This window comes from Spiroplasma endosymbiont of Nomada ruficornis (assembly GCF_964030795.1).
Lineage (GTDB): Bacteria > Bacillota_I > Bacilli_A > Mycoplasmatales > VBWQ01 > Spiroplasma_E > Spiroplasma_E ixodetis_A.
This window is the reverse complement of record NZ_OZ034962.1, coordinates 1,084,008-1,105,793: the sequence shown is the minus strand read 5'-3', so window position 1 is coordinate 1,105,793 and position 21,786 is coordinate 1,084,008. Positions and strand designations below refer to the sequence as shown.

Below are 21,786 nucleotides of genomic sequence, written 5' to 3'. Positions count from 1 at the left end.
AAATTTAGCATTATGAAATTTTTATATGAGAATTTTTTGCAATTTTATTTACTTGCACTTACAAGTATAATTCAGCATTTATAAAAATATTTCATAATTTTATCTTTTTGCTTGTAATAACTAATATTTATGGTTAATATTAAAATTGAAATTAATATTTATATTAATCTAAATTAGATAAGTATAATTAATAATAATTAGTTTTCAGCGAGAGTGAATAGTGTAAGCACTTAACCATTATTAATTAGAAGCTCCTAATTTAACAATTTTAATCATTAATTAAGTGCATTTACTTTGTAAGTGAATTAGGATGGTACCGCGTTAAAAAACGTTCCTATTTTGATAGGAATTTTTATTATTTTGAGGAGAAATTATTATGTCAATAAAATGAACAACAGATAAAGTTAGAACAACTTGATTAAATTTTTTTAAAAGTTATGATCATCACATTTTAGAAAGTGCATCACTTGTTCCAAATGATGATCCTTCACTATTGTGGATTAATTCTGGAGTTGCTACATTAAAACCATATTTTGATGGACGACAAACCCCAATTGCTAAAAGATTAGCAAATTCACAAAAAGCAATTAGAACTAATGATATTGAAAATATTGGTATTACAGCAAGACATCAAACTTTTTTTGAAATGTTAGGTAATTTTTCAATTGGTGATTATTTTAAAAAAGAAGCTATTGTTTGAGGATGAGAATTTTTAACTAGTAAAAAGTGATTAAATTTAGATGCTAATTTATTATATGTAACAGTTTTGAATGAAGATGAAGAAACATATAATTTATGATTAAATATTATTAAATTACCAAAAGAACGTATTATTAAAGGTACAAGATCTACTAACTTTTGAGATATGGGTCAAGGTTCTTGTGGTCCTAATACTGAAATTTATTATGATCGTGGTATTAAATATGATCCTAAAAATATTGGTATTAAATTATTAAAAGATGATATTGAAAATGATCGTTATATTGAAATTTGAAATATTGTTTTTTCACAATTTAATAATGATGGCAAAAATAATTATACTGATTTACCAAGAAAAAATATTGATACTGGTGCAGGATTAGAAAGACTAGTAGCAATTTTACAAGATGTGCCAACTAACTTTGATACTGATTTATTTCAAAATATTATTCATGAATGTGAAAAATTGACAAATTTTCGTTATGATATTAATAATTATTTTACACAAGAGATTAAACAAAAAACTATTAATACTGCATTTAAAATTATTGCTGATCATATTCGTTGCTTAGTTTTTGCAATTAGTGATGGTGTTTTTCCTAGTAATAAAGATCGTGGTTATGTATTACGAAGATTGATTAGAAGAGCTGTTGTATATGGACAAAAACTTAATATTAATGAACCATTTTTTTTTAAGTTAGTTTCAATTATTATCAAAGTTATGGGTCAACATTATCAAGAATTACATAAAAAAGTCGATTTAGTAACTAATATTATTAAAATCGAAGAATTAAAATTTTGAACAACATTGATAACAGGAAAACAATTATTATTACAAGTTATTAAAGATAATAAAAAAGTAGATGCAACTGCGGCTTTTAAATTATTTGATACCTATGGTTATCCTATTGAATTAACATTAGAGATTGCAAATGAAGAAAATGCGACTGTTGATTTAAAAGGTTTTCAAAAGTTATTGGATAACAGTAAAGATAATACAAGAAAGGTAAGAATTAATCATCAAGCATTAACAATTCAATCTTCATTACTAACTAATTTAAAAGTTCCTTCAACCTTTGTTGGTTATGATAAAGAACAAATAAATACAAATATTGTTTTTATGTTTAAATCAGAGCATGAGGTAAAATTTTTAAAAAATGAAAAAGGTTATTTAATTTTAAATGAAACACCTTTTTATGCAGAAAAGGGGGGGCAAGCATCTGATGATGGTATTATCAAAGGAGAAAATGGAACGGCCTCTGTTATTGATGTACAACAAGGACCACAAAAACAGCATATTCATCAAGTGGAAGTAAAAGGTGAATTAACACAAACAGAAATTGTTGAAGCACAAATTAATAGTTCACATCGTTTTTATACAAGAAAAAATCATTCAGGAACTCATTTATTACATGCTGCTTTAAGAAAATTATTAGGTTTACATGTTATGCAATCTGGAAGTTTTAATAATTATCAATATTTACGATTAGATTTTAGTCATTATGAAATGTTAACTTTAGAACAAATTATAAGTATAGAACAACAAGTAAGTAAATGAATTAAATGCAAATATCCTTGTGAAATTATTTATTGTACATATGAAGAAGCAATCAAAATTGGAGCTTTAGCTTTTTTTGGTGAAAAATATGAAGAAAAAGTTCGAGTAATTAAGTTTGGTGATTTTTCAATTGAACTTTGTGGGGGTACTCATTGTTATAATTCACAAGAAGTAGAACAATTATTAATAACTAATGTTGAGTCAAAAGGATCTGGTTCTTATCGAATTCATGCTTTAACATCATTAAAAACTATTAATGAATACTTAACACAACAAATAATGATGATTAAAGAACAAAGCAATAGTTTATTTATTCAATATCAAAAAAATAAAGATAATTGTATGCAAGAAGAAGAAATTGAAAAAATATATGATGCTATTAATAATTTAAAAGTGGTAGCTACTGATTGAAGAAAAGGAAAAATGTTATTACTAGAATTACATGGTTTATTTAAAAAATGACAAATTAATTTTGAAGAATTAAATCGTCAGAAGATAGTGAAAAAATATTTAACTTTAGTTCCAAAAAATGAAAATATTTATAAACTATTAATTGCAAATTTTGAAAATTTAGATATTAAAACATTAAGAGAAATAATTGAACATTATCGTAATCAATATCAAAATATTATTATTATTTTTATTAATAAAATTAATAATCAAGAATATTTAGTATTAGTTGCTTCAAGTAAAGAATTGCATAATAATAAACAGTATCAAAGTAATAATATTTTACAAAAAATATTAAAAACATATAATGGTAAGGGTGGCGGTAGCCCAATCTTAGCGCAAGGGAAGATTGATAAGTTTATTACAGAAAAAGAAATTAATAAAATTATATATTAAACTTAATGCTTATATGTATTAATTTATATAAATATTATATGATATACAATAATATATGTTCAACATCAATAATGTTTTACAATCATATATAACATTATTACAGTAATTGCATAATCTTTTATAATTTCTTATTGATGAAATATAGAAAATAGTAGTGATAATAATTTTAGAAAAAATACATTTTTTAATTAATAACTGTCAATATCGAGTGAAAATTTCCCAAAAATATTTATCAAAAAAAAATAAAAAAGAAGTAAAATTTAACAAATAAAAGTTGCTTGGTTTTGAAAGTAAATATTTTTATATTTACTTTCAAAGGAGAACAAAATTATGAAATATTTTAGTTCAAGTTATTGATTTAAATTGTGAGTATTAACTGCTCCACTTTTAAATAATAAAATACAAGGTATTAATGGTAAGTCAATTGATAATTCAAATATTAAAAATTGAGTTAGAAAAAATACGACTAGTTTAGATTTAGTAAATCAACAATTAAATTTTGCAAGTAATAATCAAACAGATTTTATTATTAACAACCCAACAACAAATAGCAAAATAAATATGAATAAACATCGTCATGAAAAACACAGAAATCGATTAAAAAGAACATTAAATGGTAAAAACGAAATAAGGGGTAGTTGAGGTAAAGTAACTTGTTCATTTACACCAAAAACTTTTGAAGGAATAATAGCTGATTATCATTATTGAAAAGATAATCCTGCATGAGAACTTGGCGAAAAATTTAAAGAGGATATGATGCAACGATATAATTCTAATGATATTTCAATTACTGCAATTTTTCCATGAACATGAAAAGAAATACAACAAGTAGGTAAAACAATTTGAGATAATTTTTCAAAAATTGAAAAAGTATATACAGATAGTTCTAGAAAAGAACGTATAGAAATTGTACTTTATGAAAAACCATTTAATTGATTTGATTTTGAATCAGTAAGAATAATAACAGAAGATGAGAAATATTATCCAAATAATCGTCTTGATAATTTAGAAAATGATTTTCCAGATTGAAATAAAGATATAAAAATTAATTTAGGAAAAATTAATCATAACGTTGATAACGAAATTAAAAGTGCCATAAAGAAAAAATATCATAATTTTAAATTATCAGAAGTTTATTTATTGGATAAATCTAATTACTCACACTTTATTGGCTATTTTGAAAAAGCTAAATTGTAAAGGTAAGTGCAACTAAATTATTTTTCTATCCAAATATTCGATTGGTGAAAGATAATTTAGTATTTTTCTCGGTCTTTGATTTAAAGACAATATAAATTTATGAACTTCATTTTTATTAGTTTTTGAAAAAATAAATTTTTTAGGAAATTTTTCTCTAATTAAACCATTAGTATTTTCATTAGTACCTCTTTGTCAAGGTGAATATGGATTGGCAAAATCAATTTTTACATCTAAATTTTTTTCAAGTTGTTGTCAATTTGAAAATTCTTTGCCACGATCAAAAGTAATAGTTTTAACAATGTTTTTAGGAAGAATTGATAAATAATAACTGACATTTTTATTAATAACTTTAGTAGTTCTGTTTTTAACTAATATTGCTAAAGTAAATCGTGATACTCTTTCAACTAAAGTTATTAAACATGATTTGCTTTTACCTCGTGATGATACTATAGTATCTCCTTCTCAATGACCAAGTGTTATACGATCATTAACATTTATATCTCGTTCTTTAATTGATTTACCATTAAACTTGCCACGATTTTCTTTAGATTTTCGTTTTTTACCTTTTCTTCTTAAATTTTTACTAGTAACTTTATCAAGCATTCCAAAATAAATTCAAGTATAAATTGTTTTAAAACTAATAACTCACTCTTTATGAAAATTTTTAATTCTGCCATAAATTTGTTCAGGTGATCAACCTAATAGTAATTTTTGTTGTACATATTTTACTAAATTCTTATTTTTAAACTTATGAAAACTAATATGTGATTGTTTTCGATTTTCAGCTTTATTTTGTGCAATTAATGAAAAATAATGATTATTATCTTTATTTCTATTAATTTCTCGAATAATAGTACTAATACTTCGATTAAGATTTTTAGCTATTTCACTAATTTTAAATTTAAATTTCAATTGATTCTCAATATAAATCCTTTCATCTATGCCAAGATGTTTATAACTCATATAAAAACTCCTTACTTTTTTCTAAACTAAATTTAGCATTATGAAATTTTTATATGAGAATTTTTTGCAATTTTATTTACTTGCACTTACAAGTATAATTCAGCTACTATTTTGTTAATAATAGTAGCAATTTTTACATGATATCTTATAAAAAATAGTTATTCACAATTTGATAAAGAACATATCCATAATTTTGAAGATAATTTTAAACAACGATTTTGAAAACTAGGAATAATTGGTTTTATTGCTGATTTTTGTGACACAATTGGTATTGGTTCATTTGCAGTAAGTATTATTTTATTAAAATTAACAAAACAGGTACGTAATGATAAAAAAATTTTAGGAATTATGAATGTTGGTAATAGTATTCCTACTTGTTTAGAAGCAATTATTTTTATTGCTTTAATTTAAGTAGCATGACCAACACTAGTTTCATTAATTTCTGCTGCAACATTAGGTGCCTATTTAGGCGCCATTATCGCAAATAAAATTAAACTTAGTTGATCACAACTATTTATTGGCGTTCTATTATTTATTGTTTCAATTATCATGCTTTTAGGTCAAAAACAAATTGGAATTATGCCAACAGCGGGTAATAATAATAGTCTTGATATTTGATGAAAATATTTGGTTGGTATTAGTATATTCTTTATCCTTGGTGCTTTCATGGCATTAGGCATTGGTATTTATGCTCCAGCAATGGCAACTACTTATTTATTAGGTCTTAACGCTGAATGTGCTTTTCCAATTATGATGGGATCTGCAGCTTTTTTAATGCCAGTTGCTGGTACACGTTTTATTAAAGATAAAAACTATGAAATTAAACCAGCAATTGCTTTCACACTAGGTGGATAAATTGGTGTTATTTGTGCTTACTTAAGTGTATTCTTATTATTACAAAATGGTCTTGGCTTAAATAAAGAACAATTTATTAATATCCTACTATGATTAATTATCGTAATAATTTGATATACATATTCTTCACTAATAATTACATCAGTAAAAAATTTACGTAATTATAAAAAACAAAAATCACATCAGAAATTAATTATTGACTCTTAAACATAATAAAAGGTTGTTAGTTAACAACCTTTTATTATTACTACTTAAATTTTATTATTGCTAAAATCATCAATTCCTTTTTTCATAATATTAAATACTTGCTTTGATAATACATCAGTAGATAATTTAATAAATTCACTTGGTTCAATTGCCTTATGAAAAATAAGATGAATATCTTTTTTGCCTTTATATTTTCGATCAAAAATTTGATAAGAATTAATAATAGTAACAGGAATAATTGGTACATAAGATTGATATGCCATATTAAAAGCACCTGCTTTAAATTCTTGCATTTCTTGTTGATGACTTCTTGTTCCTTCTGGAAAAATCATCATTGTACGCGGAATTCTAATTAATTCCTTTGCTTCTTGAAAAGTCGTAATTGCTGTGCGTGGATTATTACGATCAATAAATAAAACATCAATTAAAAAAATAAATCTTCGTGCCAAATGGCTTTTTTTTAATTCTTCTTTTGCAATAAAACCTAAAGGTGCATATAAACTATAATCATTTACCGATAATACTAATAATGGATCAAAATTTGATTGATGATTGGCAACCATTACACAACCTTTTCTTTTTGGTCAATTTTCAATGTTATGAACGGTTAATTTAATATTATATAATCATTTAATATAACGCACACGTTTTTTCAATCAAATATATCGTTTTGCTTCAGAAACTAAACTTGGGTCTTTTAATACCTTTCTTGTCATTGAACCTGATTTACTATAAGTTTGTAATAAATAAGGTCAAGTTAAAATTGCTTTTCAAATGTTCATTATTATTATTTTTCCTTTCTTTGATACACATTCGCTACAAATTCTGCAAATTCTGTTGTTTTGATTAATTTAAAATCAGAAAAATTACTAACAGGAAATAAAAGATCACCATTATATAAATTTTTAATGACTGAAACATATAAATAATCAGCATAATCTCATGCCTGCTTATAAATTTCAGCACCACCAATAATACAAATATCTCTTTTTTTATTACCTTGATATTGTTTTAAATATGAAATAATATCATTTGTGAAAGTAATATTATTATCATTTAGAAATTGTTGATAACGTTCTTGATGATTAGTAACAACTATATTGTAACGATTTTTTAGTGGTTTGCCAATACTTTCAAAAGTTTTTGAACCCATTAATACATTTTTATTTAAAGTAATGCTCTGAAAATATTGCATTTCTTCTTTAATTTTTCAGGGCAATTTATTATTAAAACCAATTACCTTTTCTTTGGTCATTGCTCAAACTAAAATTACCATTATACTGCAACCTGACCTCTAATCAACGGATATGGATCATATTGTTCTAATTTAAAATCTTCAAATTTAAAATTAAATAAATTAGTAATATTTTTATTAATAACTAAAATTGGCAATGATTTTGGTTTTCTACTTAATTGTTCATTAATTTGTGAAAAATGATTACTATAAATATGAGCATCACCTAAAGTATGAATAAATTCTCCTAACTGATAGCCACATATTTGTGCTAACATTATTGTTAATAATGCATAAGAAGCAATATTAAAAGGAACTCCTAAAAAAATATCTGCACTACGTTGATATAATTGACAAGATAATTTTTTATCATCAGAAACGTAAAATTGAATTAAAGTATGACATGGTGGTAGTGCCATATTCTTAATTTCTGCAGGATTTCATGCTGATAAAATGTGTCTTCGTGAAAAAGGATTGTTTTTTAAATTTTCTATTAACTCCTGCAATTGATCAACACCATTAAAATTACGTCATTGTCTACCATAAACAGGTCCTAAATCACCAAATTCAAGAGCAAATTGATTATCAGTTTTAATTTTTTCAACAAATTCTTCTAAAGTTTCATTTTGATATTTTTTACTTTCCATAAATTTCTTATAAGGTCACTCATTTCAAATTCTAACATTATTTTTAACTAAATATTCAATATTAGTATCACCAGCAATAAATCATAATAACTCATGAACAATAGAAGCAAAATGAACTTTTTTTGTAGTTAATATGGGAAAACCTTTTTGTAAATCAAAACGCATTTGATAACCAAAAGTAGAAACAGTACCAGTGCCTGTTCTATCAGCTTTTTTATATCCTTTTTCTAAAACATATTGACATAAATCTAAATATTGTTTCATAATCATTACCTCTTTCATAAATCAAATTAAATCAAATTAAATCAATTATATTTTAACAAAAAATATTTTTTTATCTAAGTTTTAATTTTAGTTCCTTACTATATCTTGTCATAAAAAAAGTCTCCTTACTAAATTAAAACATTGTTTTTTGCAACTTAGGGGCGACCCTTTCCTATTTAACCGTGAAATTATTGTAGATATAGTGTAGGTACTAAAAAGATGCATCATTGGTACATAAAGCATTTAAGCAATCAAATCGCTTTTTAAAAGATATCCAAATATTTCATACTGATCGCGGTAATGAGTTTAATAATAAAACTCTTAATAAACTTTTACTAGCATTCAACATTACCCGCTCTTTAAGCAAAAAAGGCTGTCCTTATGACAATGCTGTTGCTAAGGCAAATTTTAAAACTTTCAAAACTGAATTTATTAATAACAAATTTTTACATCATTTATCCAATTAAAACTACAATTATTTGATTATATCAATTGATATAACAACATAAGAATTCATAGCACTCTAAACTACTTAACTCCAATTAATTATCAAAAACAAATGTCTACCAAAAAATAGTCCTAAAAAGGGTTGCCATTCCACTTATCTAACCAATGCCATTTTAGTTGAAAAGGCAACACTTTATGTGATAAAATTTAAAAACAGTACATAAAGGAAGAAAAATTTGTGGAAAATCTTAAATATATAATAGTAAAAGAAAATAAAGATTTTAATTTGGTTCATAAAATTTGGAAAAAAAATGTTTTAAAAACACATGTGTTTTTAAAACATGAACATTTTTTGTTATTTAATAAAACACTAAAAGAAAATTTAAATAATTTAAATGTTCAATTATTATATAAAAATGATTATAACCAAGTTATTGGATTTTCGATTATTTTAGAACAAAAATTAGAAGCTTTATTTTTAGATATAAATTATTTAAATCAAGGATTTGGTTCAAAAATATTAAAAAAATTAATTAAAGAATTTAATATAAATCAAGTTGATGTCAATGAACAAAATACTAGAGCTTACAGTTTTTATTTAAAAAATGGATTTATATTTAATGATAGAAAAGAATTGGATAATTTTAATTTACCTTATCCAACAATAAATTTAATTTTCAAAGGTGATTAGTTCCTAATTTACTGGACCACTTTTGATATTTTGAGGGAAAGGGTCACCCCTAAGTTGCAATAATTACACTCTAGTGAAAAAGTAATTGAAACACTTTTTCTGGGATATTTTTTATTTTTGTATGGAATCTTGTATTGTTATATTTTCAAATACCATGATTCATATGTAATAAAAATACATTTATATTTTTGAATTTTTGTCTTTTAAAATAAACAACTTTTAAAATTTTAAATACAGTTTCAACAATTGCATTTTGATATGAAGCATAGCCATCTGTCATGCTTAATTGAATATTATTTTTTTTAGCATAATTTCAATAATCATGAGTTCTAAACTGTATTCCGCGATCAGTATAAACGATTGTATTATGCAAATTATATTTATTAGACATGTTTTTTAAAGATTTTATAAGATGTGATTTTTCTTAATTTTTAGATCAGTGGTGATATACTATTTTTCGTGAATAAAAATCAACAAATGCTAATAAATATAATTTTTGATTATTAATTTTAAATTCACTAATATCTAAAGCAATTTTTTCTAATGGTTTATTAACACTAAAACTAATGCTATCATCAGATTGTTTTAGTAAATTAGGTGCTATAAATCAAATATAAATTATCTTTCTACTAACTTTATTTTCTTTGCTTAATGTTGTGGCAGATTTACCAGCAAAATATTGTTCTATTATTTTTAATTTTAGTTCCTTACTATATCTTGTCATAAAAAGAGTCTCCTTACTAGCTCAAAACATTGTTTTTTGCAACTTAGGGGTGACCGTTTCACATATTCAAAAATTTGTAAAATACACTTAATAAATATTTATTTTTTATTATGTCTATGTATAATTAAGATTAAATTAAGTATCACAATTCAATTAAGTATCACAATTCACCGCAAGATAATTCATTAATTATTTTGTTTTTTGTGTTATGATTATTTTGTTAGTAAAAAAATATATAAAATTAATAATGCTGTCGAGGATTTTTATATATGGAAGAAAATTTTTATATTAAAAAAGTTTATTATGGTGCTTATGTTAAAAATATAGTTTTGCCTATGAGTGCTATTTTAAATAATAAACGTAATGAAATTGGTATTAAAAATTTAGGGATTAATGATAAAAAATTACGTAATAATGCAATTCGGACTAAAACAAAATTAATACACATAAAGCGTATCATAATTTTTATAATTCAAAGGTTTTAAGTTTTGTTACTTTGACTTATGCTGATAATATGCAAGATATTAATAAAGCAAAACATGATATTTCTATTTAAAAAATGGTTATTCTTATTTGGTTAATTATAATGATGTTTTTACTTTTAATCAGTTAGCAAGTAATTATGCTTTTGAAGAAGAAGATTTAATAATTTTAGATGAATTAGCATTAAAGATAAATTCTAATGATTTAGGAGTACAGTTTAAAAATCAACAAGAAAGTTTAGGACAATTTTGTAAGTTAATAGGTCATATGTTTAATGGTACTATGTATTTGATTGAACAACATCCTAATAGAATACCAGTACAAGCAAGAGAAAAAGTAGAGTATGTTGTGCAAGTTAAAAGAATGCGTTTTTTGGGCTTTGTTGTTATATTTAATCTTAATTTATATACTAATATTGATGATTATAATAAAGTAGTGTTTTCACGACGTAGAACAAAGAAAATGATTAAAAAAGGCATTATGCCTCCAAGTTATAGTGGTGAAGCAATGGCTATGACTTTATTTTTTCCTAGACACTGGTTAAAAAGGTATAATTCACGTGCTTTACATTATGTGCATGAACTTAAAAGTGAATTATCACCTAAGAAATATCTTAAAGAAGCAAGTAGTATTGATATGACTTATAGTTATATTAAGTCTGCTGGTTTAGATAAATTAGATAATATTTTAAAGAAAAAAGATAAACCTAAAAATAAAGATAAATAAAAATAGTTATAGTCCCAGTGAACCTACTGGGACTATAATTTGGGTGAGCCACGTAGTGGCGAGGGACGTAGTCCCTATATACTTGATATCAATATCATATTTCATGTTATTTGAAAGGAAAATTAAATTGAGTCAAAATGAAGTATTTAGTTGAATAGGTGTTATTTCTGGTTCTAGCTTACTTATTTCTTTTATATTACTTTTAATGTTTTTACTAATAAAATTTTTATTAAATTATAAACAAAAAAACAAAGTTAAAAGAATACTTTCTTCAAATGATTTTAGTCAAATCATAGGAACGAAAAAAGAATTAAAAATAAAACTAAGAAAATATTTTAAAGAAATATTTATTAGAGATGTTGATATAAATTTATTTAAAAAATTTCTAAAATCAGAAAGTGGAATTAATAAAAAACCAACAAAAATTGCCTGAAATTTTTTTATAATTTTGACAAGTTCAATATTAGTAAATAAATCCGAAGGAAGAGTTTCTGAAGCAATTAAAAGTATTAAAAATACTTTTGATGAAAGTAAACAAATATTATTAACTTCCGATAACAATAACTTAGTAACAGATGTAATTTTAAAAATTATGAATTTAAAAATCAGACCAATCTTAATTGCTAGTAGATCACTAACAAAAATAGACACTAATGGTAATTTCATCATTAATGATGAAAATTTAAGCAAAAAAGAAATCGAAGATTTTTGAAAACAAATTGATAAAGTTAGAAAAGATTTAATAGAAAACAAATACTTATATTTTATTTCAATACTTTCACTTTCAACTGCAACTAATGAACAAATCAAAAAATTATTAAACTACACAGATTAAAATATTAAATGTTTAAATAAAATATAAGTAAAAAACAAATTTAAATTTTTAAAACAATATCTTTAAAATTACCTATTAAGACTTATGTTTTATAATCAAAAAAATTATAAAACATAATTTTTAATAATGTTAAAAAAAGGAGTTAAACAGTGAGAAAAATTTTTATTTCATATCATCATCTAAGAGAACAAGAAGAAAAAGACCAATTAGCAGAGTTAATTAAAAAGTATGCTAATTATTTAAATATAAAAGACATGTCTGTAGAAATAGGGGATATTGATACCACATGATCAAATAATGAAATCGCTAAAACTATTAGACAAAATCATTTAAAAGATACAACTATTACTATTCTTATTCTAGGAATACATACAAAATGTAGACAACATATTGACTGAGAAATTGAAGCTTCATTAAATAAATATGGAAGTTTAAATAGAAGAAAGAAAATAAATAGTTTTATAATACTTTTAACTGCTGATTTTATTAAAAAAGCAAAAACAAATTGTAATTTTAATAACACTTGTGATTATTCTTCTTTAATCACCCAAGAAAATGCTGGTCAAAGAATATATGAAACCGTAATAAATGCTGAATTATACTTGTAAGTGCAAGTAAATAAAATTGCAAAAAATTCTCATATAAAAATTTCATAATGCTAAATTTAGTTTAGAAAAAAGTAAGGAGTTTTTATATGAGTTATAAACATCTTGGCATAGATGAAAGGATTTATATTGAGAATCACTTGAAATTTAAAATTAGTGAAATAGCTAAAAATCTTAATCGAAGTATTAGTACTATTATTCGAGAAATTAATAGAAATAAAGATAATAATCATTATTTTTCATTAATTGCACAAAATAAAGCTGAAAATCGAAAACAATCACATATTAGTTTGCATAAGTTTAAAAATAAGAATTTAGTAAAATATGTACAACAAAAATTACTATTAGGTTGATCACCTGAACAAATTTATGGCAGAATTAAAAATTTTCATAAAGAGTGAGTTATTAGTTTTAAAACAATTTATACTTGAATTTATTTTGGAATGCTTGATAAAGTTACTAGTAAAAATTTAAGAAGAAAAGGTAAAAAACGAAAATCTAAAGAAAATCGTGGCAAGTTTAATGGTAAATCAATTAAAGAACGAGATATAAATGTTAATGATCGTATAACACTTGGTCATTGAGAAGGAGATACTATAGTATCATCACGAGGTAAAAGCAAATCATGTTTAATAACTTTAGTTGAAAGAGTATCACGATTTACTTTAGCAATATTAGTTAAAAACAGAACTACTAAAGTTATTAATAAAAATGTCAGTTATTATTTATCAATTCTTCCTAAAAACATTGTTAAAACTATTACTTTTGATCGTGGCAAAGAATTTTCAAATTGACAACAACTTGAAAAAAATTTAGATGTAAAAATTTATTTTGCCAATCCATATTCACCTTGACAAAGAGGTACTAATGAAAATACTAATGGTTTAATTAGAGAAAAATTTCCTAAAAAATTTATTTTTTCAAAAACTAATAAAAATGAAGTTCATAAATTTATATTGTCTTTAAATCAAAGACCGAGAAAAATATTAAATTATCTTTCACCAATCGAATATTTGGATAGAAAAATAATTTAGTTGCACTTACCTTTACAATTTAGCTTTTTCTTGTTTCATTTAATTGTTTACCTATAAAATTTAAAGGTTCTTCATTGTAGGGTTTTAATTTTCTAACTTCAAACTCTTCTTGATAAATATTGTGATAGTCTTGTAAGTCACTTGAATCCATAATTCTTGCTTGTCCAATAATATATTTTAAAGGGTTACTATCAAAAAACATAGATTCAGCGGCAAATCCATCTAAATCAATTCGTAATAAGGTATATAAGTCATTATCACTTATATTTTTAATTTGATTTAAAGGTATAAACTGATCAGATATTGTTCTTCCAAGGTATTGGAAATCTGAAGTGATAGATTCTAACTTTTGAAATTTGTTTTTAAATTTAGAATCTAAAATAATTGTTGTATGTCCTGCTTCATGAATACAAGTAATGTCTTGATCATTAGATTGTGTACAATCTGCAATAGATATATTTTTAGGTTTTCAATCTTTAATAGTTTCTTTATTATAAATTGTTTTAGCATTAGTATTTTGTAGTTGATTATTAAAAACTGTTGTGATTAATAATCATAGTTTAAATCAATAGTTTGGATTAAAATATTTCATAATTTTTGTACTCTTTCTTTTAAAAAAATAAAAAACCCACATACTTTAAAAATAAAGTAATGAGTTAAAACTATAAGTTTAGTTTATGATTATTTTTATAACAAATTTTATAATTTTTGCATACAATATTATTTATTTTTTGATTTAGAACTTTAATGTTTTATATTAATTTAAAAAGTTAAATATGATTGTAAATAAAAGGGCTAAAATTGAAATAAATATTGAAATAAATCATGATCAATTTCTTTTTCATCAATTAGAATTTTTATATTTATAACCTTTAGTAGTAATTTCAATTTCAGTTTCAGTTTCAACATATTTTATTGTAATTTCATGATTTCCTTTAAATAATAGTTCTTTTATTAAATAATCTGATGAATTTCTAAAAGTAAAACGTAATTTTTCATTTAAAGAAACTTCTTTATTTAAAGTATCTTTATCTATTCATCAATATCCAACATCGTTAAATTCTTCTCAATCTTTTTCAAAGGAAGAAATATTGAAATTATTTTTTACTATTTTTGAGGTTCAAACTTTTACAACGTAAATATTATTTTTTAAAAGAAATAAGTTTTGATTAATTTTATTAATAAACTCATTAGTTTTTAAATTATATTCAGTGTTAATATTTATATATTTTTTACTTAAAATATAATCTCAAGCAAAATTATTCATTCCTTTTATTCAATCATCATATAATTTTTGTATATTAACTTCTATTTTAAAAATAATAGTATTATTTTCATTATGTATTTGATAATCTGAATAATTTTCTGGTTTTAAAAAATGTAAAGGACTATCAAAATAAACACTATTTGTTGAAATAGTTTCTTTTAAAAACTTAAATTTTAATAATTCTAAATTATTTTTTTCAATATTATTTAATCTTTTTTTAATCCAATTTTTCTTTAACATTTAATTTTCCAATTTAATTATATTTATTATTTAATTGATAGCAAATCATTAAATTTTCTAATAACATGGCAATAGTCATTGGTCCAACACCACCAGGCACAGGAGTAATTGCTGAAGCGGTATTTTTTATTATTTCAAAATTAATATCACCAACAACTTTTTTTTCTTTACCTTGATAATTAATTGCTACATCAATAATAACAACATCACGTTTAACTTGACTACTATTAATAATATTATAGACACCAGTAGCACTACAAATGATATCAGCTTCTTTAGTATAAAGAGTTAAGTCTTTAGTTAATTTATGAACAATGCTAACAGTTGCTCCCATATTAGTTAATGATAAAGCCAATGGTTTACCAACAATATTACTATCGTTAATGATAGTAATATTTTGTTTAGAAATGGGAATTTGATAGTGATTTAGTAATTTTAAAATACCTTTTACTGTACAAGGCAACATTGCTTTTTTATCACCTTGTAATAATCTTCCGGCATTAATATTTGTTAAACCATCAACATCTTTATTAATAGTAATGCTATTAATAATTGCTAATGTATCTAAATGTTTTGGTAGTGGTAATTGTACTAAAATTCCATCAATATTATTATCACTATTTAATTGTTCAATTTTATTAATTATTTCTTTTTGTGTTACTGTTGTTGTTAGTGAAAATACTTGTCCATCAATACCACATTCTTGACATGCTTTAATTTTAGTTCGTACGTACATTTGTGATGCTAAATCTTCACCAATAATTATTACTGCTAGTTTAGGTTTACGATTAGTAATAGTTGTTACTTGTGCTTTAATTTTTGCTTTAATTTGCTGGGCAATTATTTTACCATCTAAAATTTTTATCATATGTGTTCACCGTTTCTTAATTTATCCAATTAATACGTTTTCTTCAACTCTACTTATCGTTGGTTTTGATTTACGATCACTTCAAGCAAGAACAGTAGTTGATACTCCTAATTGTCCCACAAACATGACAAAAATTAAACTAAGTTGACTAAAAATACCTAATTTGGAATTATCAAATAATGAAAGTCCTGTTGTTCCAAAAGCACTTGAAACATCAAAAATTACTTGTGCAAAGGTCATATCAGAATTATCTATTATAAAAACATTTTCAATTGTGATAATCATTACTGATACAAAAACTAAAATAAAACCAAGTGTGCCGACTATAAATGACATACGAACAGTTTGATTAGGAATTTTACGCTTGAATACAAAAACATCATTACGGCCACGGGCAATATTAAAAATTGTTAAAAGAATGATTGCTAAAGTTGTCGTTCTAATTCCTCCGGCAGTACTTGCTGGTGAAGAACCAATTCACATCATTAATGATTGGATCATTTGTGAGGCAAGGTGAAATTTATTTAAGTCAACTGTATAGTATCCAGCATTTCTTGTTGACATTGTATTAAAAAAAACAGCCATAATTGCATCAGATGTCGATAAATTTTTAAAAATGGGCTCTTGCCTTGATGGAGTTATGACATTACGTGAAAAATATTCAATAAACATAACACTACTAACACCCAATATCGCAACTAAAAAATATGTTATTAATGTTAGTTTAGTAAATAAACTAAATCTAAATTTTTTACCATGAGTTTTATTTTTAATTCAATGATATAAATCATAATAAACAGGAAAACCAATACCACCAATTACAAATTCAATAATAAAAATTCACTGCACAAAATAATCACTCTGAAAAGGTTCTAATGAAGTTATACCAACTATATCAAAACCAGCATTATTAACAGCAGAAATCGAGTGGAAAATTCCCGATCATAATGCTAATAGTATGTGATTATAGTAACCTGTATTATTGTTTAGACCATATTCTATTCCTGAGATAGGCACAAAATAAAAATATAAAAATAAAACAATTGCTCCCAAAAATTCAGTAATTGTCATAACAATAATCCCAATTTTTAATACATCAATAGTCGTTCCTAATTTATTAGAGCCACGTTCACCTTGCATTAGTAATCTTTCTCTTAAACTAGTATGTCGATTAAATACAAATAAGGATAATATTGCTAGTTTAACTGTAATTAAACCAATACCACCAAATTTAATTAAAATTAGGGAGCGTACCGAAGATGTCGATAAATAAAAATTTTTAAAAATAACTCCTTTCTTTTTTAAACTATTAAATTAAAAAATAAATGACAAAAGACGAGAATAAAATTCTTGTCTTTTTTTGTAATTGTAAAATTTTAAAATTTTTAATAACCGTCTTTAGCACTATTATCAACACGTGTTGGGAACTAAAAAAGTGAACTACAACATAGTTGTTAAAAATAGTAGCTAGCATGTGGACTTGCATGGATAAATAAAAAGTGGAGTGATACCTAATAAAATATACTAACCAGAAATGGTAATTCTTGGGGTGGGAGCGAATTGGAAACTAGTATATATAGACCCGGAGTGGGGACCAACTATTATTCTTTATTTAACCAACCTTGCCACTACCAAGTGAGCAAGTGTTGGTTTTATTTTTTATTTTTTTTTGAAAAATTTTTGGGCGAGAAAATAAATTTCAAACTTGTAAAAAAAATTGAGCGGGACCGGTTCAATTAAAATATTAATTTGCTAAACGCAAATTAAATAAATATTGAATCGAATGCCTCAATGTTTTTTAAAATTTCACAATTTATTTTTGAGCCCAGAATGGCTGGAATGAATAAAACAAATAGTAGTATTATTAATAATCTAAGAATAAAAATATATGTTCTTTATGCTAGAAGCAACAGAACATATTAGGAAAGGATTATTATGCAAATAGAATTTAAAAAAGAACAAATTGTTAAAGATAAACCACAATCTATTCTTATTGATTATGTTGAATATAAATTATCTCTTCCAAAATGAATGATTAAAAATAATTCTTTTATTGTTGATAACAGTTGCACATATTGAGTTTTTAATTTAGAAAATATTAAAAAAGAATTAAGTGGTAATGAATTAATAAAGTTATTAGAACCATATATTAAAGACCAAAAAATAACTGTTAATAAACCAACTGCTCCAAAATAATATTATCTTAATGATATAAAACTTGAACAATTAACATTTTATGAACAGCATAATAGTTGATTTATGGGTGAAATAACAGATAACAAAACTAAAATTACTAATCCTTGTTTTAAATATAACATTACGTGAGAAGAAAACAGAAAAGGTTTTAAAATAAATAATCCATATAAACATGATGATTTACCAATTAATTATATAGTTACTTCTTATAAGGAAATTTCAACTCATAATGAAAAAGTATTTTTGTTGAACATGTAAACAAAATAAATTAGATTATTTATTCTTTAATACTAATGATATAAAAACAAGAAAATATTTTTTAAGAGATAAAAATAGTAAAGCAATTTGTTATGACTGTATTTTAAATATTAGGTTAAGTAGGAGGTATAAATATGAATAAAGAAAAAATACTTGAATATCTTAAAGATGAATGAGAATGAAATAAAGAAATGAGAGACGATGAAAAAGTAACTAAACTTTGAAAAAGTTGTTTTAATGGAAGATTAAATCTTATATCTCAATTAAATCAAAAAATTAAAAATGGTGAATTTGATTAATAATGCAATATGACTTAATTATTGGGATTGACCCCGCTGGTATTGGTAATAATGGAATTGTTATATATTCAAATGAAACAAATAGGATTATTTATACAGAAACATTCAACACAACACATGTTTTTGAAAGTAAAAATCGTTATAAAAGAATATTATCAATAATCAAAGAACAATTTTTTGAAAACAAAATATTAGTTATTGTAGAAAATTTCTTTTTAAGTTCAAAACAATTATTAACTAATCCATTAGCAACTCCTAAAATTATTGGTTCATTAATGGTATTAGTACAAGATGTTTTCAACTGAGATTATCTAGAAAACCAACCAAAAAATAAAAATAAAATAACAAATTATAAAGGAAATATAAAATTAACAAAACATGAACAAGATGCATATAAACACATTAATACTATTTAAGGAATTATAAAAATGAAAGATAAAGCCAATTATGTCAAATTAACAGTAAAACTAAGTAACACTATTGAAGCAAAATATTACGAAAAAGGTAATAAAGAATTATATTATAGTGTTCGTGGTCAATGAAATGGTTTAAACTATGTTACTTTAATTTTTAATAATCCAAAATTTTATAACCGATGTATTTTATTAAACAAAAACGATGAAATTATTGTCACTGGTCAAATTTTTAATACTTTAAACATTCCTAAAATCGTGTATTTTGTTCAATTAATGTTAAATGATTTAAAAAATGAAAAGAGTAAAAAATGATATGATGAGAAATTTTATTAATAGCACCAATATTAATAACAAGTATAACACTAATAATATTTTTAATATTTATTATTAAAGAATTAAAAAATGAATATAAAGTATTAAAAATATTAAGTGAAATTGCTAATCAAATTGAAAATAAGGAGAATAAATAATGAAATGTTTTCTTTGCATGCATGGAGAAATATATTCTCCAAAAACCTTGTATAAAATAAAAAAATTGAAAAAAATAATTTACCAAGATAGAGATATTGATAGTGAAGATTTTAAGAAAAGATATGAATATCTTTTAAAAAAATTAGGTGATGGTGATAATCAAATTATTTGAATAAATTTCTTAATAAAGCAAGAAAGAAATAATAGAAAGGAGAATAAATAATGAATAAAGAAGTATGTTGTGAAGATTGTTGTGTATGTGATAAAAAACATGATTTATTTACTTGCGAAAAAAACTGCTGAGAAATGTATGTGAACATTGTTATCAAGGTGATAAAGAACATAGAAATAAAGTTGATGAAATTAATAAATCAAGACATAAAAATTGTATTAATAAAGAAAGATTTATGCAATATCTTAAAAACACATATCGCTTAAACGGATATTATGAAGAAGTTTATAAACCAATTAAAACCAGAATTAAAGACCGGTGATTTGATAATGACTAATTATTTACTTTCAATTGACCCAAGTATTAAAAATACTGGATTTACTTTATGAAAAAAAGTTTATTTACATGATAAATATGATTTTTGAAATTGAAAACCAATATTTGTTAAAAGTTATAATTTAAAAGAATATGATGGACAAAGAAAATTTTATTGAGATATAAAAGTTAATGATAATGAATTGGATTTAATTATTGAACGTGGTACTTTTAATTCAAAAAATGGTATTGGTTATGAAACTCAAGAACATTTACGTGGTTTTATTGCAGGACAATTTAATAAATTATTAACAAAAGATATGTTAATAAGTCCAAGTGAATGAAAGAAATGATATGAACGTTATGACCCACCTATTTTTTGATTAAGACCTTGAGATAAAGAACTAAGTATATATGTTGCTGAAGAAATTATTAAAGAAATAATTGAAATATAAAAATATCAAATCATGATGAAGCAGATAGTTTATTAATTGGTTGATATTATTTAAATAAGGAGAATAAATAATGAATAAAGAAAAATTACTTAAATATATGAAAGATATAATTAAATGAACTAAAAAAATTAATTATACAAACTCTGATTTGGACAAAAATATTTTAAATTTATTAATTGAAAAAATAGAAAAAGGTGAATTTGATAATGACTAAATTAACAGATTTATTTGGTCAAGATAAAATAGAAATATTTTCACCAAATCCCAAAGATTTAACAGATAGTAATGATATAAAAGCAATTATTTTATGAAAATATCCTAATGTTATTGCTGAATATTTAGTTGTTTCTCAACCACATGCAAATACTGCTATTTTAGTTGGTGATAACGTTCACTATACAGGTTGAGTTGAAGTGTTTATTAAACCAAAAAATGAAGGAGTAAATGAAAATGCCAAATGACACGAATGTACAATCAAATAACTATACTTTATTAAAAATAATAAGAATTGGAATAAGTCCATTATCAGCAATGATTGGTACAAGTGCTTATTATGGTCAAATTATTGGTAATCCAGTATTAGGAAGTATTAATGCTTTATTATTTAGTAAAAAGTTAGGAATTGATATATGAAACTTAAATCAAATGCCAAGTACTAAAAAGAAAATATTAAATTCAAGTAAAAAAAATATTATTAGGTTTAGGAACTATTGGTTTAATTAATTATGCAAAATTTACAAAAATCAATCCTAATCCTGAACCACCACCTTGATTAACAACTACTACCACAGAAACACCACCATGACCATTATTA

At 23.5% G+C, this 21,786-nt stretch carries 35 protein-coding genes; 25 read left to right on the top strand and 10 right to left on the bottom strand.

Features of this window, described 5'->3' with window-relative positions; translation table 4 throughout:
• The first annotated feature begins 376 nt into the window (after positions 1-376).
• Both alaS and AAHM79_RS06745 read left to right on the top strand, forming a co-directional pair.
• On the top strand, positions 377-3,103 hold the full coding sequence (alaS, locus tag AAHM79_RS06750; RefSeq protein WP_342257441.1) for an alanine--tRNA ligase: 2,727 nt from the start codon (positions 377-379) through the stop codon (positions 3,101-3,103).
• 330 nt (positions 3,104-3,433) lie between these two features.
• Positions 3,434-4,300, top strand: a complete 867-nt coding sequence (locus AAHM79_RS06745) for a hypothetical protein (RefSeq protein ID WP_342257440.1) — start codon at positions 3,434-3,436, stop codon at positions 4,298-4,300.
• A 12-nt stretch (positions 4,301-4,312) separates the two neighbouring features.
• On the opposite strand, the gene AAHM79_RS06740 is transcribed toward AAHM79_RS06745, so the two are convergent.
• Complete coding sequence (locus AAHM79_RS06740; protein WP_342257439.1) at positions 4,313-5,263, bottom strand: IS30 family transposase; 951 nt, start codon at positions 5,261-5,263, stop codon at positions 4,313-4,315.
• Positions 5,264-5,374: 111 nt separating this feature from the next.
• Here AAHM79_RS06740 and AAHM79_RS06735 point away from each other — a divergent pair, with 111 nt between their 5' ends.
• Together AAHM79_RS06735 and AAHM79_RS06730 are read left to right on the top strand one after the other, a co-directional pair.
• Positions 5,375-5,674: a hypothetical protein gene (locus AAHM79_RS06735; protein WP_342257438.1), complete on the top strand. Its 300-nt coding sequence runs from the start codon at positions 5,375-5,377 to the stop codon at positions 5,672-5,674.
• A 168-nt stretch (positions 5,675-5,842) separates the two neighbouring features.
• Positions 5,843-6,118 carry a hypothetical protein gene (locus AAHM79_RS06730; RefSeq protein ID WP_342257437.1) on the top strand — a complete coding sequence of 92 codons (276 nt, stop codon included), beginning with the start codon at positions 5,843-5,845 and terminating at the stop codon, positions 6,116-6,118.
• 251 nt (positions 6,119-6,369) lie between these two features.
• On the opposite strand, the gene AAHM79_RS06725 is transcribed toward AAHM79_RS06730, so the two are convergent.
• Genes AAHM79_RS06725 through thyA form a run of 3 tightly spaced genes read right to left on the bottom strand, consistent with a single transcriptional unit; the run spans position 6,370 to position 8,470 of the window.
• On the bottom strand, positions 6,370-7,107 hold the full coding sequence (locus tag AAHM79_RS06725; RefSeq protein ID WP_342257436.1) for a lysophospholipid acyltransferase family protein: 738 nt from the start codon (positions 7,105-7,107) through the stop codon (positions 6,370-6,372).
• 5 nt (positions 7,108-7,112) lie between these two features.
• Complete coding sequence (locus AAHM79_RS06720; protein WP_338959497.1) at positions 7,113-7,601, bottom strand: dihydrofolate reductase; 489 nt, start codon at positions 7,599-7,601, stop codon at positions 7,113-7,115.
• Positions 7,601-8,470, bottom strand: coding sequence for a thymidylate synthase (gene thyA, locus AAHM79_RS06715; protein WP_342258245.1), 870 nt, complete (start codon positions 8,468-8,470; stop codon positions 7,601-7,603). Before thyA ends, AAHM79_RS06720 begins: the two co-directional genes overlap by 1 nt.
• A 227-nt stretch (positions 8,471-8,697) precedes the next feature.
• On the opposite strand from thyA, the gene AAHM79_RS09670 reads away from it, so the two are divergent.
• The 3 genes from AAHM79_RS09670 to AAHM79_RS06705 all read left to right on the top strand — a co-directional run bounded on the left by AAHM79_RS09670 (position 8,698) and on the right by AAHM79_RS06705 (position 9,608).
• The gene (locus AAHM79_RS09670) at positions 8,698-8,937 is read left to right on the top strand and encodes a hypothetical protein (RefSeq protein WP_425289543.1); all 240 of its coding nucleotides are present in this window, start codon (positions 8,698-8,700) and stop codon (positions 8,935-8,937) included.
• Positions 8,913-9,047: an IS3 family transposase gene (locus AAHM79_RS09665; RefSeq protein WP_425289558.1), complete on the top strand. Its 135-nt coding sequence runs from the start codon at positions 8,913-8,915 to the stop codon at positions 9,045-9,047. Before AAHM79_RS09670 ends, AAHM79_RS09665 begins: the two co-directional genes overlap by 25 nt.
• Before the next feature lie 108 nt (positions 9,048-9,155).
• On the top strand, positions 9,156-9,608 hold the full coding sequence (locus AAHM79_RS06705; RefSeq protein ID WP_342257435.1) for a GNAT family N-acetyltransferase: 453 nt from the start codon (positions 9,156-9,158) through the stop codon (positions 9,606-9,608).
• 70 nt (positions 9,609-9,678) lie between these two features.
• On the opposite strand, the gene AAHM79_RS06700 is transcribed toward AAHM79_RS06705, so the two are convergent.
• Entirely contained in the window at positions 9,679-9,981 is a 303-nt protein-coding gene (locus AAHM79_RS06700) for an integrase core domain-containing protein (RefSeq protein ID WP_342257434.1), read from the bottom strand.
• A 51-nt stretch (positions 9,982-10,032) separates the two neighbouring features.
• Entirely contained in the window at positions 10,033-10,332 is a 300-nt protein-coding gene (locus AAHM79_RS06695; protein WP_342257433.1) for a hypothetical protein, read from the bottom strand.
• Between the two features lie 269 nt (positions 10,333-10,601).
• Between AAHM79_RS06695 and AAHM79_RS06690 the strand changes: the two genes are divergently transcribed.
• The 5 genes from AAHM79_RS06690 (at position 10,602) to AAHM79_RS06670 (ending at position 14,015) form a co-directional block, all read left to right on the top strand.
• The gene (locus AAHM79_RS06690) at positions 10,602-10,817 is read left to right on the top strand and encodes a hypothetical protein (RefSeq protein WP_342257432.1); all 216 of its coding nucleotides are present in this window, start codon (positions 10,602-10,604) and stop codon (positions 10,815-10,817) included.
• Between the two features lie 88 nt (positions 10,818-10,905).
• Entirely contained in the window at positions 10,906-11,541 is a 636-nt protein-coding gene (locus AAHM79_RS06685; RefSeq protein ID WP_342257431.1) for a zonular occludens toxin domain-containing protein, read from the top strand.
• Between the two features lie 127 nt (positions 11,542-11,668).
• Positions 11,669-12,376, top strand: a complete 708-nt coding sequence (locus tag AAHM79_RS06680) for a hypothetical protein (RefSeq protein WP_342257430.1) — start codon at positions 11,669-11,671, stop codon at positions 12,374-12,376.
• 149 nt (positions 12,377-12,525) lie between these two features.
• Positions 12,526-12,984, top strand: coding sequence for a TIR domain-containing protein (locus AAHM79_RS06675; RefSeq protein WP_342257429.1), 459 nt, complete (start codon positions 12,526-12,528; stop codon positions 12,982-12,984).
• An 86-nt stretch (positions 12,985-13,070) separates the two neighbouring features.
• Positions 13,071-14,015 carry an IS30 family transposase gene (locus AAHM79_RS06670; protein ID WP_342257428.1) on the top strand — a complete coding sequence of 315 codons (945 nt, stop codon included), beginning with the start codon at positions 13,071-13,073 and terminating at the stop codon, positions 14,013-14,015.
• A gap of 19 nt (positions 14,016-14,034) precedes the next feature.
• Here AAHM79_RS06670 and AAHM79_RS06665 read toward each other — a convergent pair whose 3' ends face one another.
• The 4 genes from AAHM79_RS06665 to AAHM79_RS06650 form a co-directional block, all read right to left on the bottom strand.
• On the bottom strand, positions 14,035-14,607 hold the full coding sequence (locus AAHM79_RS06665; protein WP_342257427.1) for a hypothetical protein: 573 nt from the start codon (positions 14,605-14,607) through the stop codon (positions 14,035-14,037).
• Between the two features lie 165 nt (positions 14,608-14,772).
• Positions 14,773-15,522: a hypothetical protein gene (locus AAHM79_RS06660; protein WP_342257426.1), complete on the bottom strand. Its 750-nt coding sequence runs from the start codon at positions 15,520-15,522 to the stop codon at positions 14,773-14,775.
• 13 nt (positions 15,523-15,535) lie between these two features.
• A complete protein-coding gene (locus tag AAHM79_RS06655; protein ID WP_342257425.1) occupies positions 15,536-16,390 on the bottom strand; it encodes a bifunctional 5,10-methylenetetrahydrofolate dehydrogenase/5,10-methenyltetrahydrofolate cyclohydrolase in 855 nt (284 codons plus the stop codon).
• Between the two features lie 21 nt (positions 16,391-16,411).
• Positions 16,412-17,626: a potassium transporter TrkG gene (locus AAHM79_RS06650; RefSeq protein ID WP_342258244.1), complete on the bottom strand. Its 1,215-nt coding sequence runs from the start codon at positions 17,624-17,626 to the stop codon at positions 16,412-16,414.
• 555 nt (positions 17,627-18,181) lie between these two features.
• On the opposite strand from AAHM79_RS06650, the gene AAHM79_RS06645 reads away from it, so the two are divergent.
• From AAHM79_RS06645 to AAHM79_RS06585, 13 genes are all read left to right on the top strand, one after another.
• Positions 18,182-18,313: a hypothetical protein gene (locus AAHM79_RS06645; protein ID WP_342257424.1), complete on the top strand. Its 132-nt coding sequence runs from the start codon at positions 18,182-18,184 to the stop codon at positions 18,311-18,313.
• Positions 18,314-18,325: 12 nt separating this feature from the next.
• Positions 18,326-18,586, top strand: a complete 261-nt coding sequence (locus tag AAHM79_RS06640; RefSeq protein ID WP_342257423.1) for a hypothetical protein — start codon at positions 18,326-18,328, stop codon at positions 18,584-18,586.
• Between the two features lie 63 nt (positions 18,587-18,649).
• On the top strand, positions 18,650-18,844 hold the full coding sequence (locus AAHM79_RS06635) for a hypothetical protein (RefSeq protein WP_342257314.1): 195 nt from the start codon (positions 18,650-18,652) through the stop codon (positions 18,842-18,844).
• 134 nt (positions 18,845-18,978) lie between these two features.
• A complete protein-coding gene (locus tag AAHM79_RS06630) occupies positions 18,979-19,143 on the top strand; it encodes a hypothetical protein (protein WP_338957566.1) in 165 nt (54 codons plus the stop codon).
• 2 nt (positions 19,144-19,145) lie between these two features.
• Positions 19,146-19,559 (top strand): hypothetical protein, encoded by a 414-nt coding sequence (locus AAHM79_RS06625; protein WP_342257422.1) that lies wholly within the window; start codon positions 19,146-19,148, stop codon positions 19,557-19,559.
• 12 nt (positions 19,560-19,571) lie between these two features.
• Complete coding sequence (locus tag AAHM79_RS06620; RefSeq protein WP_342257315.1) at positions 19,572-19,892, top strand: hypothetical protein; 321 nt, start codon at positions 19,572-19,574, stop codon at positions 19,890-19,892.
• Positions 19,868-20,029, top strand: a complete 162-nt coding sequence (locus tag AAHM79_RS06615; protein ID WP_338957563.1) for a hypothetical protein — start codon at positions 19,868-19,870, stop codon at positions 20,027-20,029. Before AAHM79_RS06620 ends, AAHM79_RS06615 begins: the two co-directional genes overlap by 25 nt.
• A gap of 17 nt (positions 20,030-20,046) precedes the next feature.
• The gene (locus AAHM79_RS06610; RefSeq protein WP_342257316.1) at positions 20,047-20,253 is read left to right on the top strand and encodes a hypothetical protein; all 207 of its coding nucleotides are present in this window, start codon (positions 20,047-20,049) and stop codon (positions 20,251-20,253) included.
• A 61-nt stretch (positions 20,254-20,314) separates the two neighbouring features.
• Positions 20,315-20,539, top strand: coding sequence for a hypothetical protein (locus AAHM79_RS06605; protein WP_342257317.1), 225 nt, complete (start codon positions 20,315-20,317; stop codon positions 20,537-20,539).
• Positions 20,478-20,972: a hypothetical protein gene (locus AAHM79_RS06600; RefSeq protein WP_342257318.1), complete on the top strand. Its 495-nt coding sequence runs from the start codon at positions 20,478-20,480 to the stop codon at positions 20,970-20,972. The genes AAHM79_RS06605 and AAHM79_RS06600 overlap by 62 nt, the downstream gene beginning before the upstream one ends.
• Before the next feature lie 70 nt (positions 20,973-21,042).
• Positions 21,043-21,186 carry a hypothetical protein gene (locus AAHM79_RS06595; protein WP_338957559.1) on the top strand — a complete coding sequence of 48 codons (144 nt, stop codon included), beginning with the start codon at positions 21,043-21,045 and terminating at the stop codon, positions 21,184-21,186.
• Positions 21,179-21,454 (top strand): hypothetical protein, encoded by a 276-nt coding sequence (locus tag AAHM79_RS06590; RefSeq protein ID WP_338957557.1) that lies wholly within the window; start codon positions 21,179-21,181, stop codon positions 21,452-21,454. Before AAHM79_RS06595 ends, AAHM79_RS06590 begins: the two co-directional genes overlap by 8 nt.
• Positions 21,423-21,695, top strand: coding sequence for a hypothetical protein (locus AAHM79_RS06585; RefSeq protein WP_342257221.1), 273 nt, complete (start codon positions 21,423-21,425; stop codon positions 21,693-21,695). The genes AAHM79_RS06590 and AAHM79_RS06585 overlap by 32 nt, the downstream gene beginning before the upstream one ends.
• Positions 21,696-21,786: the final 91 nt, after the last annotated feature.